General features: G+C 73.7%; 12 protein-coding genes. 4 read left to right on the top strand and 8 right to left on the bottom strand.

Annotation, left to right across the window (positions count from 1 at the left end; all coding sequences use genetic code 11):
* From AQJ11_RS04100 to AQJ11_RS04090, 3 genes are read right to left on the bottom strand one after another with little or no spacing between them, the layout of a single operon-like run.
* Complete coding sequence (locus AQJ11_RS04100; RefSeq protein WP_059261859.1) at positions 1–1,287, bottom strand: bifunctional RNase H/acid phosphatase; 1,287 nt, start codon at positions 1,285–1,287, stop codon at positions 1–3.
* A 12-nt stretch (positions 1,288–1,299) separates the two neighbouring features.
* A complete protein-coding gene (locus AQJ11_RS04095; RefSeq protein WP_079082213.1) occupies positions 1,300–2,043 on the bottom strand; it encodes a zinc ribbon domain-containing protein in 744 nt (247 codons plus the stop codon).
* Positions 2,040–2,948, bottom strand: coding sequence for a Nif3-like dinuclear metal center hexameric protein (locus tag AQJ11_RS04090; RefSeq protein WP_059261857.1), 909 nt, complete (start codon positions 2,946–2,948; stop codon positions 2,040–2,042). Before AQJ11_RS04090 ends, AQJ11_RS04095 begins: the two co-directional genes overlap by 4 nt.
* A gap of 187 nt (positions 2,949–3,135) precedes the next feature.
* Here AQJ11_RS04090 and AQJ11_RS04085 point away from each other — a divergent pair, with 187 nt between their 5' ends.
* A complete protein-coding gene (locus tag AQJ11_RS04085) occupies positions 3,136–4,419 on the top strand; it encodes a hypothetical protein (protein ID WP_059261856.1) in 1,284 nt (427 codons plus the stop codon).
* Between the two features lie 96 nt (positions 4,420–4,515).
* Positions 4,516–4,674, top strand: a complete 159-nt coding sequence (locus AQJ11_RS49690; protein ID WP_014672397.1) for a hypothetical protein — start codon at positions 4,516–4,518, stop codon at positions 4,672–4,674.
* 69 nt (positions 4,675–4,743) lie between these two features.
* Here AQJ11_RS49690 and AQJ11_RS04080 read toward each other — a convergent pair whose 3' ends face one another.
* Positions 4,744–5,601 carry a MaoC/PaaZ C-terminal domain-containing protein gene (locus AQJ11_RS04080; protein WP_059261916.1) on the bottom strand — a complete coding sequence of 286 codons (858 nt, stop codon included), beginning with the start codon at positions 5,599–5,601 and terminating at the stop codon, positions 4,744–4,746.
* A gap of 315 nt (positions 5,602–5,916) precedes the next feature.
* Between AQJ11_RS04080 and AQJ11_RS04075 the strand changes: the two genes are divergently transcribed.
* The gene (locus AQJ11_RS04075) at positions 5,917–7,263 is read left to right on the top strand and encodes a sensor histidine kinase (protein ID WP_244218086.1); all 1,347 of its coding nucleotides are present in this window, start codon (positions 5,917–5,919) and stop codon (positions 7,261–7,263) included.
* On the opposite strand, the gene AQJ11_RS04070 is transcribed toward AQJ11_RS04075, so the two are convergent.
* Both AQJ11_RS04070 and AQJ11_RS04065 read right to left on the bottom strand, forming a co-directional pair.
* Positions 7,229–8,809, bottom strand: a complete 1,581-nt coding sequence (locus AQJ11_RS04070) for an alpha-L-arabinofuranosidase B (protein WP_059261854.1) — start codon at positions 8,807–8,809, stop codon at positions 7,229–7,231. The genes AQJ11_RS04075 and AQJ11_RS04070 overlap by 35 nt on opposite strands.
* A 288-nt stretch (positions 8,810–9,097) precedes the next feature.
* Positions 9,098–9,715: a TOPRIM nucleotidyl transferase/hydrolase domain-containing protein gene (locus AQJ11_RS04065; protein WP_058080349.1), complete on the bottom strand. Its 618-nt coding sequence runs from the start codon at positions 9,713–9,715 to the stop codon at positions 9,098–9,100.
* Between the two features lie 400 nt (positions 9,716–10,115).
* Between AQJ11_RS04065 and AQJ11_RS04060 the strand changes: the two genes are divergently transcribed.
* On the top strand, positions 10,116–10,748 hold the full coding sequence (locus AQJ11_RS04060; RefSeq protein ID WP_041665928.1) for a response regulator transcription factor: 633 nt from the start codon (positions 10,116–10,118) through the stop codon (positions 10,746–10,748).
* Positions 10,749–10,869: 121 nt separating this feature from the next.
* Here AQJ11_RS04060 and AQJ11_RS04055 read toward each other — a convergent pair whose 3' ends face one another.
* Both AQJ11_RS04055 and AQJ11_RS04050 read right to left on the bottom strand, forming a co-directional pair.
* Positions 10,870–11,694 (bottom strand): hypothetical protein, encoded by an 825-nt coding sequence (locus AQJ11_RS04055; RefSeq protein WP_059261853.1) that lies wholly within the window; start codon positions 11,692–11,694, stop codon positions 10,870–10,872.
* Complete coding sequence (locus AQJ11_RS04050) at positions 11,691–12,230, bottom strand: SigE family RNA polymerase sigma factor (RefSeq protein WP_014672404.1); 540 nt, start codon at positions 12,228–12,230, stop codon at positions 11,691–11,693. The genes AQJ11_RS04055 and AQJ11_RS04050 overlap by 4 nt, the downstream gene beginning before the upstream one ends.
* Positions 12,231–12,463 lie beyond the last annotated feature (233 nt).

The raw sequence follows: 12,463 nt of genomic DNA, 5'->3' as shown, positions 1-12,463 counted from the left end.
TCAGGGGCGCAGGTGGGAGGTGTCGTTGAACAGCCGTACGCTCGCGTTGCCGTCCGCGTAGTACGCCACCGCCGACAGGGAGGCCGCCGAGAGCTCCATCCGGAACAACGACGTGGGCGGGGCACCGAGCGCGAGGCGGACGAAGGTCTTGATCGGGGTGACGTGCGTGACCAGCAGGACCGTACGGCCCGCGTGGGCCGCGACCAGCTTGTCGCGGGTCGCGGCGATCCGGGTGGCCGTCTCGGCGAAGCTCTCGCCGCCGCCGGTGGGGTGGGCCTCCGGGTCGGCGAGCCAGGCGTCGAGGTCGTCCGGGTGGCGCTCGCGGACCTCGCCGAAGGTCAGGCCCTCCCAGGCGCCGAAGTCCGTCTCGCGCAGGCCGTCGTCGAGCGTGACGTCCAGGTTCAGGCGGGCGGCGACGATCTCGGCGGTCTCGCGGGTGCGGGCGAGGGGGGAGGCGACGATGGCCTGGATCGTGCCGCGCCGTGCCAGCGCCTCGGCGACCCGGTGCGCCTGCTCCCGGCCCGCGGCGGAGAGGGAGGGGTCGGTGCCGCCGCTGCCGGAGAAGCGTTTCTGGGGGGTCAGGGGGGTTTCGCCGTGCCGGAGCAGGACGAGGGTGGCGGGCGCGCCCAGGTCGGGGGCGGCGCTCCAGCCGGGGGCACTGGTGACGCGCCGCTCGCTCACGGTTTCCCCACCGGAGCTGGAGGGGCGCCCTTCGCTGGGGGATTCGGGGCGCTGCTCGCTGGGAGGTGCCGCCTCCTCTGGGACGGGCGCCGCCCCAGCGGCACAACTGCCCGCAGCTGCGGCGGATTCTGAGGCCGCACCGACGGCCCGGTCCTCCGTCAGGGCCGCGCCGGACCGCGACGGTGACCACTGCCGGCCCTTCGCCCCCGCGTCCATCGCCTCGTTCGCCAAGCGGTCCGCGTGTTTGTTCCGCTCGCGCGGGATCCACTCGTAGGTGACCTGGTCCGGGGGGTAGACGGACCTCGCCTCCGCCGCCAGCGGCTTCATGTCGGGGTGCTTGATCTTCCAGCGGCCCGACATCTGCTCGATGACGAGCTTGGAGTCCATGCGGACGTGGACCCGGGCCGACGGGTCGAGCGCGTGGGCGGCGCGGAGGCCGGCCAGGAGGCCGCGGTACTCGGCGACGTTGTTCGTGGCGACGCCGATGTACTCCGCGGCCTCGGTCAGGGCCTCACCCGTGGCCGCGTCGAGCACGACCGCCCCGTAGCCCGCGGGCCCGGGGTTGCCCCGCGACCCGCCGTCGGCCTCGACGATGAACTCCCGCACCCCTGAAGCCCCTTACAGACCCGACTTGGCCGTACGCACCAGGATGCGGCGGCAGTTCTCGCAGCGGACCACCGTGTCCGGCGCCGCCGCGCGGATCTCGTTCAGCTCGGTGATGGCCAGCTCCTGCCGGCAGCCCTGGCAGGTGCGGGCGTACAGCTTGGCCGCGCCGATGCCGCCCTGCTGCTCGCGCAGCTTGTCGTAGAGCTTCAGCAGGTCCGCGGGGACGGAGGCCGCCACGACCTCGCGCTCCTTGGTCACCGAGGCGGCCTCGCCGTCGATCTGCTCGAACGCCGCGTCCCGGCGACCGGTGGCGTCGTCGATCTTCGACTGCACGGAGGCGACCCGCTCGGTCAGCTCGTTCACCCGCTCCTGCGCGGCCTCGCGGCGCTCCATGACCTCCAGGACGACGTCCTCCAGGTCGCCCTGCCGCTTGGCGAGGGAGGCGATCTCGTGCTGGAGGTTGGAGAGGTCCTTCGGCGAGGTGACCGCGCCGGAGTCCAGGCGCTGCTGGTCGCGGGCGGCGCGCTGGCGCACCTGGTCGACATCCTGCTCGGCCTTGGTCTGCTCGCGGGCGCAGTCGCTCTCCTCGGTCTGCGCGGCCACGAGCAGGTCGCGCAGCTGCGTGAGGTCCTTCGTCAGCGACTCGATCTCGGCGTGCTCGGGCAGGGACCTCCGCTTGTGCGCGAGCTGCTGGAGGCGGACGTCGAGGGCCTGGACGTCGAGGAGTCGGATCTGGTCGGCGGGCGCGGCGTTCAGTTGGGGGCTCCCGTGGTATCGGAAGGGGCGCGCGAAGCGCTCGTTGGAAGGGTGGTGGTGGGCGACGGGTGGGCGGTGGCGGGGGACGCCGCGTGGGCGGTCCAGGGGTCGGTGACCGTCTTGGAGACGTGGACGCGCAGGTCCCAGCCGTGACGGTCGGAGATCTCGTCGAGCTGGCTCGCGGCCAGCTCGCACCAGGGCCACTCGGTGGCCCAGTGCGCCGCGTCGAGCAGCGCGAGGGGGCTGTGGGCCACCGCCTCGGAGGCCGGGTGGTGGCGCAGGTCGGCCGTGAGGAAGGCGTCGACGCCGGCCGCGCGGACCTGGTCGAAGAGGCTGTCGCCGGAACCGCCGCTGACGGCGATGGTGCGGACGACGGCCTCGGGGTCGCCGGCCACCCGGATGCCCTGCGCGGTGGCGGGCAGCCGCTCGGCGGCGCGGGCGGCCAGTTCGCGGACGGTGAGGGGGTGGTCGAGTTCGCAGACGCGGCCCAGGCCCCGGCGGCCCTCGGGGTCGGCGGGGTCCGGCACGAGGGGGCGTACGACGCGGAGGTCGAGGGCCCCGGCGAGGGCGTCGGAGACGCCCGGGTCCGCGGTGTCGGCGTTGGTGTGGGCGACGTGCAGCGCGACGTCGTTCTTGATCAGCGTGTGCACGACCCGGCCCTTGAAGTGCGTGGCCGCGACCGTGGTCGTGCCGCGCAGGTAGAGCGGGTGGTGGGTGACCAGAAGGTCGGCGCCGAGCTGCACCGCCTCGTCCACGATCTCCTGGACGGGGTCGACGGCGAACAGGACCCGGGTGACCTCCTGGGCGGGGTCGCCCACGACCGTGCCGACCGCGTCCCAGGACTCGGCCCGCTCTGCGGGCCACAGGTTCTCCAGCGCGGCGATGACTTCAGACAGACGGGGCACGGCCCAAGGCTACCTGGCTGCTCGGCGGGGCTGTACCGCATGCGTCCGGTCTGCCCCCGCTCAGCACAGACGCCCCGGTTTCCTCAGGTGAATCGCTTCTGCACCACCCGTACGTGTGAAGCCGGGGAGGGCCGGTCCCCCGCCTCCGCGCGCGAAAACTAGCTTCGTCGCCGGAGGTGACCGAACGATGACGGTCTGTGCGATCGAACCCCCCTCCACGGACGGGACCGCCGGCGTGCCGGGGACGGGGTGCGCGATCACGGCGGACGGCGCGTACGCGGCCCGGCTCGCCCGTGACGGTGACTCCTGGTTCCCGGAGCGCTGGACCCTGGACGGCCCGGAGCCGTACGCGGTGCCCCTGCCCGGGAACCAGCCCGAGGGGCCCGGGACCGAGGTGCAGCCGATGGGTGACGGGCGGGTGCTGATCCACCGCCCGGTGGCCGGGCGGCACGCCTTCTCGCTGCTGTACCCGACCGGGCCCGGCACCGGCGAGCTGCCGCTGGGCGCGGTGGAGTGCGCCGGGCCCGGCACCCGGCTCACCCTGCTGCCGCCGGCGCCGGGGGGCGTGCGGGCGTACGCCCTCGCGGTCGGACCGCGCTCCAGCGTGGTGTGGCTGGTGGCGGGCGGGGCGTTCGGCCCGCAGCGGTGCGCCGAGGTGCCGGGGCGCTGCTCGGGCGGGGTCTGGCTGGACGGCTCCGGACGGCTGCTGGCGCTGGACCGGGAACTGGACGGACGCACCAAGACGGTCGTGGTGGACCTGGAGCGCGCCGGCGAGGTCTCGCCGCTGCTCCAGATCGCCGAGGGCAGCGACGACCGGCTGCTGCTCGCCGACCCCGACAGCGGCCTGCTGCTGATCTCCTCGGACGCGCCCTCGCCCGGACGGGAGCGCCTGGGCTGGGGTGTCCTCGGCAGCACCCTGCCGGTGCGGTTCCCGGAGTGCCTGCGGGTGCCGGAGTGCGTGGTGACGCCGTTCGCGATCCAGCCCGGGCAGGTGCTGATGCCGGAGAACTGCGCCGTGGGCCTGCGCATCGACGGGTCCCTCGGCACCTGGGTGGGCGTGTGGCGGCCCGCCGGCCGTGAGGTCCGGCACCTCCCGGCGCCCGAGGGCTGGCTGGCGGGCACCGGGCTGTGCACGCGCGACGGGGTGCTGCGCCTGCCGTACGCCACGGAGGCGACCCCGTGCGGCGTGTCGGACGTGCCGGCACCGGGCGGGGTCGCGGCCCCGGCGACGGCGGGGGCGGGGGCGGGGGACGCGGCAAGGGAAGGGACGGGGGTCGTGGCCGCGGAGAGGACGGGGGGCGTCGCCGCGGAGAGGGCGGGTGGCGCCCAGGGGCCGGACCCGGACGGCGGCGCCGCCGGGGCCTTCGAGCGGGTGGGTCCGGTGGGGGCGGAACCGGGCCCTCCGGTGCCGGCGGCGGCCCGGCCCGTGCCGTTGCAGCAGGCACCCTTGGGGCGTCTTGTAACGAACTAGTGCCGGTTGGCGTGTGCGCCTGGATTCGGCCCGTGGTGCGCCGGTTAAACTCGCCCGGCTGTACGAAAGATCAGGTTGACGGGGTGAATACGTCCGATGAGCGACACCAGCACCACTGAGCAGCTGTCTGCCGGCTCTTCCCAGAACGCCGGTCACGGCCGGCACCGGGGCCCGGTCGCGGCCCAGGAGAGCGAGTCGACTCCGCACGGCCGGCATCGCAAGCCGGCCCAGGAGACGGCGGAGGCAGCTGCCTGACGGCAGTGAAGATGAGGGGGCGCCCGCTCGGCGGGCGCCCCCTTCGCCCATCCCCTCACTGGCGGTCTGTCAGGAGTGCTGAACGATGGTGTCGGCGAGGACGGGCGCGTCGTCCCGTTCGACGGCGCTCACGGCGGCCCGTACGGAGGCTTCCGAAGCCCACATCCGGATCCGCAGGGTCTCCCCCGGGTACACGACCCCGGCGAACCGCGTGGCGTACGACCGCACCCGGCTCACGTCCCCGCCGAGCAGGGTGTCGACGACCGCCTTCAGCGTCACGCCGTAGGTGCACAGGCCGTGCAGGATGGGCCGTTCGAAGCCGGCGAGCTTGGCGAACTCGGGGTCGGCGTGCAACGGGTTCCAGTCCCCGGACAGGCGGTAGAGCAGTGCCTGGTCCTCGCGCAGGCGCCGCTCGACGACCCGGTCCGGTTCCCCGGTGGGCGGCTCGCGCCGGGCGGACGGCCCCCGGTCGCCGCCCCAGCCACCCTCTCCCCGTACGAAGATCTGCGCGTCGTTGGTCCACAGCGGGCCTTCGCTGTCGGCGACGTCGGTGCGCATGACGAGGACGGCGGCCGAGCCCTTGTCGTACACGGCGGCGATGCGGCCGGTGGCGGTGGCGGTGCCCTCGGCCGGGAGCGGGCGGTGCAGGGTGAGCGTCTGGCCGCCGTGCAGGACGCGGGCGAGGTCGACGTCGACGCCGGGCATGGACAGCCCGCTGATCACGCCCGGTGAGCCGGCGCCCGCGACGGTGGCGAAGCTGGGCAGGACGTGCAGCCGGGACTCCAGGGTGTAGCGCAGCTCGTCGGGGTCGGTGGCAGGGACGCCCGCGCCGATGCCCAGGTGGTAGAGCAGGACGTCCTTGCGCGTCCAGGAGATCTCTCCCGACCGGGGCTCGGCGGCGAGTGCCTTGGCGGCGTCGATGGGCATGGGGCTCCTGACGGGTCTCAAGACCTCGGTGCGGACGTCCGCACCGTCGGCCGCACCGAGGTCGTCCACGTGCGGACCTAGAACGCGTTCCAGTCCGGCGCCCCCTGTATAGCCGAGCCCTCCGCAGTTGTGAAGTCTCCTGACGGTATGTCAGCCCGGCCCGGCCGGCCGTGACTTTTGTCCTGCCCGATTCGGTACATGCGTGTCTGCCCGCGCCCGCTCCCGGTTCCGTACCGTTCGATCCGTACGCCGTACCGCCCTCCCGCCCCCGTGCGGGGACGGGCCGTTCGAACGACGGGGACGGGGGACTCGGAGATGACGTGGTGGCAGAGGCTGAGCTGCCGGATGGCGGCCTGGCAGCGGGAACGGCCGGTGTGGCGGGCGGACCCGCGGCGCTCGCGGGCCGCCCGGTGCGAGGGGGCGGACCCCTCGGCCGCCGGGCATCCGGGCCCGCCGCCCACCGGCTTCACCCTGCTGCCCTGGCTGCTGCTGGGCATGGGCTCCCTCTCCAACGTGCTCCAGGGCGAGACCCCGAACCCGTGGATCGGCGGCCTGGGCCTGCTCGCCTTCAACTCCCTCTACGTCTACGTCACCTTCCGCGCCTTCGACCGGGCCAGGCGCGAGTCGGCGTCCACCCGGGTGGCGCTGGGCCTGCTCGGCCTGGTCACGACGGGCCTCGCCCTCGGGTACGGCGGCAACTGGCTGATGTTCTTCCCGCTGCTGGGCCTCGCCACGGGCGCCACCCTGCGCGGACCGTGGCTGGGCCGCGTGGGCCTGCTGCTCACGCTCTACGCGGGAGCCGCCACCTGGCTGCGGGACGGCTGGGACGACGCGTCGGGCATCGCCTACGCCACCTTCCTGTCCAGCATGGTCACCGCCGCGATCCTCAGCCTGTCCGAGGCCGTGCGGGAACTGCGGGCCGCCCGGGAGGAGCTGGCCCGGCGGGCGGTGGCGGAGGAGCGGCTGCGCTTCTCCCGCGATCTGCACGATCTGCTCGGGCACACCCTGTCGGTGGTCGTGGTGAAGTCGGAGGCGGCCCGCCGGCTCGCGCCACGCGACCTCGACGCGGCGCTGGCACAGGTCTCGGACATCGAGTCGGTGGGCCGGCAGGCCCTCACCGAGATCCGCGAGGCGGTGACCGGCTACCGCGAGGGCAGCCTGGCCACCGAGCTGACCCGGGCCCGGTCGGCGCTCTCCGCGGCGAGCGTGCAGCCGGTGGTCCGCCAGTCCGGGGCGCCGCTGGCCCCGCAGACCGAGGCGCTGCTCGGCTGGGTGGTGCGCGAGGCGGTCACCAACGTCGTCCGGCACAGCCGTGCCGACCGCTGCGAGATCACCGTCGAGGGAGCCGCCGACCGGGTCCGGCTGACGGTCACGGACAACGGCACGGGCGCCGGAACCCCGGCCGCCGGTGCGGGCGCCGGCGGTACGGGGCTGACGGGGCTGACCGAACGCCTCGCGGCGGCGGGCGGCTCCCTCACGGCCGGCCCGGCGCCACGCGGCGGCTTCACGGTCACCGCCGACCTTCCGGTGAGCGGTGACCTTCCGGCGGGCGGTGCCGAGTGGGCGACGGCGGTGGGCACCGGTCCGGGCGCGGGTACGGGTGCCGCTACGACTGACGCGGCTGCGGTCACGGCGCCCAGGGCGCGGCGACCGCCCAGCTGACGTCGGCCGTCCACGACGTGCTGCTGTCGAAGGCGTTGGCTCCGCCGTTGCTCGCTATGTAGAGGGTGTGGTCGTAGTGGCGCAGGTAGCGCGTCGGGTAGTTGTACGAGGCGAACGAGGTGCCGGTGCCGCTCTTGCCGGTCTGCGGGCAGAAGGTGGCGTCGGCCCGGAACTGGGCGGTGCCGTCCATCGGCTGCCGGTAGACCCGGTAGTTGGAGTGGCGCAGGAAGTCCCCGGGGTAGTTCCGTGACTCGAAGGAGACGCAGGAGCTGTCGGCCAGTCCCCGGCGGACGATCCAGGTGGCGTCGTTCTTGTCGAGGGACGAACTGCCCGACGTCACCGGGGAGATGACGGCCGCGTCGTTCTGGTGGCGGACGTAGTCGCCGGTGCAGCAGGAGGTCGTGGCGCGCAGGGAGGTCTCGGAGCCGGGGCTCAGCGTGCCGGTGCTGCCGGTCGGGCCGCCGTAGCCGACGGAGACGATGTCGGCCTGGACTGCGTTGTCGGCGGCGTCCGTCGGGATGCCGGCGGTCATCACGCCCTCGAAGAAGGACCCGATCGAGCCGTTGCTGTTGTCGCCGCCGGTGCCGAGGACGATCGCGCCCTCCTGGTGCATCGGCTTGTATCCGCCCGCGGTCGGCTCACCCCCGGAATAGGTGGTCGTCAGCCCGCCCGATTGGGCATTTCCGTATTTCAGCGCGAAATGGTCCTGGCCGTTGTTCTTCAGCAGCGCGGTCACGAACGGCAGCGGGCCGGTCCCGGTGTTGGAGGTGTTCCTGCTGTAGCCGGCGTCGGACTGGAACAGCCCGTTCTCCAGGTCGGCCTGCACCCAGGGACCCTGCCCGTAGCAGGGCGAGAACCAGCACTCGGTGCCGAAGTTGATGGCGTCCATGTGGCCGTTGCCGGTGTCCATGTTGTTGGTCTCGGCGTTGCCGTAGTCGAAGCAGCAGCGGTTGTTGACGTGCGTGCCCGAGGTCACCATGTACATCCCCTCGGCCTGCCCGTTCACGGCCACGCCCGAGGTGGAGTTGTCCCGGTACCCCATGCCGGCGGAAATCTCCAGACCGTAGACCTGGTGGCCGCCGGCGGTCACCGGCAGCGCGTCCGCGGGCGCGCCCACATCGGCGGCCCCGGCCCCGCCCGCGCCCTCGATCGTGAGGTCGTTGTGGCGCGGGGACTGGTCGTAGATCTCGGTGATGATGCAGGTCGTCCCGGCGCAGAAGGAGTCCTGGGCGGCTGCGTCGGCATACCCGCCGGCGGACAGCGGACCGATGTTCGTCTTCGCCCCGTCCTTGGCGCGCTGCACCTGGTACAGCGGCCCGTTGTACGACGCGTACAGCGCCCGGACCAGGCTGTGCGCGGCGACACACGGGGTGCCGGCGGCGGCGTAGAGGTCACAGGGCCGCGAACTCGCGGCGGCGGCCGGGGGTGCGCCGGTGCCGAGGAACAGCGCGGCGAGGGTGGCGCAGACGGCCAGGAGGGAGAGGAGGGCGCGGGGTGTGCGGGGGGCGCGCGGGGCGCCGGGGGCGCGGGGGGTTCTCGTCAGCACGGTGCACCTCGGGTTCGTCGTGGGGCGAGGCTTGTCCGGGATCCCGAACGCCGTTCGATCGAAATACCGAACCTGTTCGCCTGCGGAATTTCTGCGGATTCCAGGAAATGCGCGGGCACGGCACGGGCGATTGCAGGGGCGATTGTTTGTGCACGGTCAAGAGGCGTCAACCCCCGCCGCACCGGACCATGCCGAGTCTTTACGGGCCCTCTGTGCCGGGCCGTCGGTGCCGAGCCGTCCGTGCCGCGCTATCTGGGAGGAGCCGTCTGTGACGAGCCCGCCGGGCGGTCAGAGGCTGGTGAGCAGTCCGTCGAGCGGGGCGGGTGTGCGATCGGGGTCGAGGGCCTCGACCAGAACACGGCCGTAGTGGATCTTCCGCCCCTTCTTCGTGCCGAGGAAGCGGCGCAACTGCTGCTGTGCGGTGCGGCCCCGCTGCGCGGGCTGACGCAGGAAGGTCTTCAGCGCGCGCAGGTCGCCCTCCGCCCGGACCAGTTCCGCCACCCGGGTCACACCCAGCGCGCGGATCAACTCGTCCTCCAGATCCGCCGCGCAGACGAAGAACCCGTGCTGTGCCGCGCCGGCCCGCTCCCAGCCGCGGGCGTAGTACGGGCGCTCCCGCTCGTCGCACAGACCGGTGAGGCGCAGGCCCAGTCCGGCCGGCCCGAGGAGGCCGGCGAACCGCCCGACGTTCATCGCCCCGCCCATCGGCAGGACGCAGACCCCTTCGGCCTCAAGGTCCCGGCCGCGGCCCGCGGCCAGCGCGCCGACCGCCGCCTCGTCGCTCGGCCCTTCGAGCAGGACGGCCGCCCGGACGGACAGCCGCGCGGCCAGCTCCCGTGCGGGGGCCCCGGGCCCACCGGCCGCCCACGCGGTGACCGCCTCCCGGAACGCCCCCATGTCAGCCATGAGCCGAGTCTCCGCCCTTTCCAGGGCCCACGGTAGGGAATTTCCGCGAGCACGCACCGATCCCTGCGGCCGGCGGCCGACCGAGACTCCCGCCACGCCCGCCGTACCGTCTCCGATGCCGACCGCCGTACCAGCTCCGGTCCCGACCGCCGTACCGAGGTCCCGGTCCTCGACCGTCAGACCCTCTCCGGGCCCGACCGCCGTACCGGCTCCGACCGCCGTACCGCCGCCCACCTCCACCGCCGTACCCCCGCCCCCCCCGGCTGCCGTACCCCCACCGCCCCCGCCCCACGACCGCCCGCCCCTCCCCCGGTACCCGTGCACACCGTCCGCCCCCGCTGGGGAAACGCTGAGTTCCTGTCCGGGCCGTCCGGCGTAACCTGTGGCGATGGACGACGAGATGCCCCGGGACCACCGGCCCGGTACACGCATCCGGGTGCTGCTGGCCGAGGACCAGGGCATGATGCGTGGCGCTCTCGCCCTGCTGCTCGGCATGGAGGAGGACATCGAGGTCGTGGCCCAGCTGGGCTCGGGCGACGGCATCGTGGACGCCGTGCTCACGCACCGGCCGGACGTGGCCCTGCTGGACATCGAGCTGCCGGGCATGAGCGGGCTGGATGCGGCGGCCGAGCTGCGGGACCAGGCTCCCGACTGCCGGGTGCTGATCCTCACCACCTTCGGCCGGCCGGGCTATCTGCGCCGGGCGATGGAGGCCGGTGCGGCCGGGTTCCTCGTCAAGGACGGGCCCGTGGAGGAGCTGGCCGCGGCGATCCGGCGTGTGCTCACCGGGGAGACCGTGGTCGATCCGGCGCTGGCGACCGCCGCGCTCAGCGCCGGGCCGAATCCGCTGACGCCCCGTGAGCGGGAGGTGCTGACGGCGTCGGTGGACGGGGCGACCGTCGCCGACATCGCGGGCAGGCTGCGCCTGTCCGAGTCGACCGTCCGCAACTACCTCTCCTCCGCGATCGGCAAGACCCGCACCCGCAACCGTGCCGAGGCGGTACGGGAGGCCCGGCAACAGGGCTGGCTCTGAGCGGAGCCTCCCCACCACGCACCCCGGTCACTCCGTCACATCCGCCGTCGCGCAGGCCCCCCTCCAAGCCGACCGCCACCAACACCGCTGGCGGAGCGGGGCCCCGCACCACGCACCCCGGTCACTTCGTCACGTCCGCGTTCTCGTAGGCCGTTCCCTCCGGGGCGACGCACACGAACCAGTTCTCTCCCGGATAGCCCGCCACCGGGCGGATCAGCGCGGTGCCGTCATGGGCGGCGGGGGCGGATCCCGCCGGGCGGGCCACGGTGGAACCGCCGTCCTTCCAGCGGCAGGTGACCTCCCGGGCGGACTTCGCCACATGGCCGACCACCAGCCGCTCGGGGGCCGTGGGGCTCGGCTCCTCCAGGCTGACGGCGGCGGCCATGAGGTCGGTGCCCGAGAGGCGGTCGATCCTCTGGTGCGTGTCGAACATGACCACCAGGGAACGGCCGCCGCCGTAGGACCGCATCGAGAAGTACGACGTCTTCCCGACCAGGTCGGCGGCCCTGTCCACCGCCGGCCGCAGGCCCACCGCCTTCATGGCGTCGAACTGCCGGTCCGCCTCCCGCGCGTCACGCGGCGCGCCCCACACCTCGACCCAGACCCGCCACTGCTTGCCCTGCTCGGTCCCCCGCGCCAGCTCCGTCCGCTGCGGGGCGTACACGTGTCTCTCCTCGGCGGATGCCGGGCCTGGCGCCGTCGGCGTCCCCCGGCCGGCGCGCTCCCCGGGCAGCCCGGCGAAGGCCAGCGTGGCCCCCGTCGAGCCCGCCAGCACCAGGGCGGTGGCCGCCGCCACGGCCCAGCGTCGCGCTCTGCGGCGCCGGCCGCCGCGGATGACGGCCTGGACCGGGGCTATGCCGATCTCGACCTCGTCCGCCGCGTCCGCGAGCAGGAGGGCGATGTCCGTCTGCGTCATGTCGTGGTTCTCCCGGTCCGCGCTCATCACTTCCGCCCTCCGTGCGTCACCATGTCGGCCAGTCCCGGTATGGCACGGAGTTTCGCGATCCCCTTGGCCGCGTTGCTCTTCACCGTGCCGACCGAGCAGCCCATCGCCTCCGCCGTCTGTGTCTCCGTCAGGTCCTCCCAGTAGCGCAGCACGACCGCCTCCCGCTGCCGGACGGGCAGTTGCGCGAGCGCCTTGAGCAGGGCGCTGCGGTCGTCGGCCTGGGCGATCAGATCGCCGGTGTCGGCCACCTCGCGCACCAGGCCGGAGTCGTCCTTCGGCGCCAGGAACTCCCTGAGCCTTCGGCGGTGTCTGCGCGCGTGCGCGTTGATCATCACGCGCCGTACGTACGCCTCCGGATCGTCCGCCCCGCCGACCCGGCGCCAGGCCACGTAGACCTGTTCGAGCGTCGACTGGACCAGGTCCTCGGCGGCGTGCTGCTCCCCCGTGAGGAGAAATGCCGTACGCATCAACCGCGGCCAGCGGCCGACCACGAAGCTCTGGAACTCCTCGTTCCGAGTCTGCTTCCCGTCCCCCATGGGCACCTCCTAGATGTCTAAAGGAGTCCATGAGCCGCCCGGACCGTTGCCCCGGTCCGCAGGAAGATTCGCCGCCGCCCTCCCCTGCGCCCGCCCTGCATCCTCGCTCCGCCCGCCCCGCCTCCTCGCTCGGCCTTCCCGCCGCCCTCCCGCCACGCCCCGGCCATGACACCGCGTCAGTAACCCATGGATCGGTCAAGAATTCATTAGGGGCCCGAAGCAACGGAATAGTT

Origin of the sequence: Streptomyces corchorusii, assembly GCF_001514055.1 — a bacterium.
In the GTDB taxonomy this organism is placed as follows: Bacteria; Actinomycetota; Actinomycetes; order Streptomycetales; family Streptomycetaceae; genus Streptomyces; species Streptomyces olivaceoviridis.
Note: the sequence above shows the minus strand (reverse complement) of the source record. Positions and strands in the feature narration are given on the sequence as shown.

Excerpts from the sequence above, each read along its gene's own strand:
- AQJ11_RS04085 (WP_059261856.1), top strand. The coding sequence starts at position 3,136 with ATGACGGTCTGTGCGATCGAACCCCCCTCCACGGACGGGACCGCCGGC.
- AQJ11_RS49690 (WP_014672397.1), top strand. The coding sequence starts at position 4,516 with ATGAGCGACACCAGCACCACTGAGCAGCTGTCTGCCGGCTCTTCCCAG.
- AQJ11_RS04080 (WP_059261916.1), bottom strand. The coding sequence starts at position 5,601 with ATGCCCATCGACGCCGCCAAGGCACTCGCCGCCGAGCCCCGGTCGGGA.
- AQJ11_RS04075 (WP_244218086.1), top strand. The coding sequence starts at position 5,917 with ATGACGTGGTGGCAGAGGCTGAGCTGCCGGATGGCGGCCTGGCAGCGG.
- AQJ11_RS04065 (WP_058080349.1), bottom strand. The coding sequence starts at position 9,715 with ATGGCTGACATGGGGGCGTTCCGGGAGGCGGTCACCGCGTGGGCGGCC.
- AQJ11_RS04060 (WP_041665928.1), top strand. The coding sequence starts at position 10,116 with ATGCCCCGGGACCACCGGCCCGGTACACGCATCCGGGTGCTGCTGGCC.
- AQJ11_RS04050 (WP_014672404.1), bottom strand. The coding sequence starts at position 12,230 with ATGGGGGACGGGAAGCAGACTCGGAACGAGGAGTTCCAGAGCTTCGTG.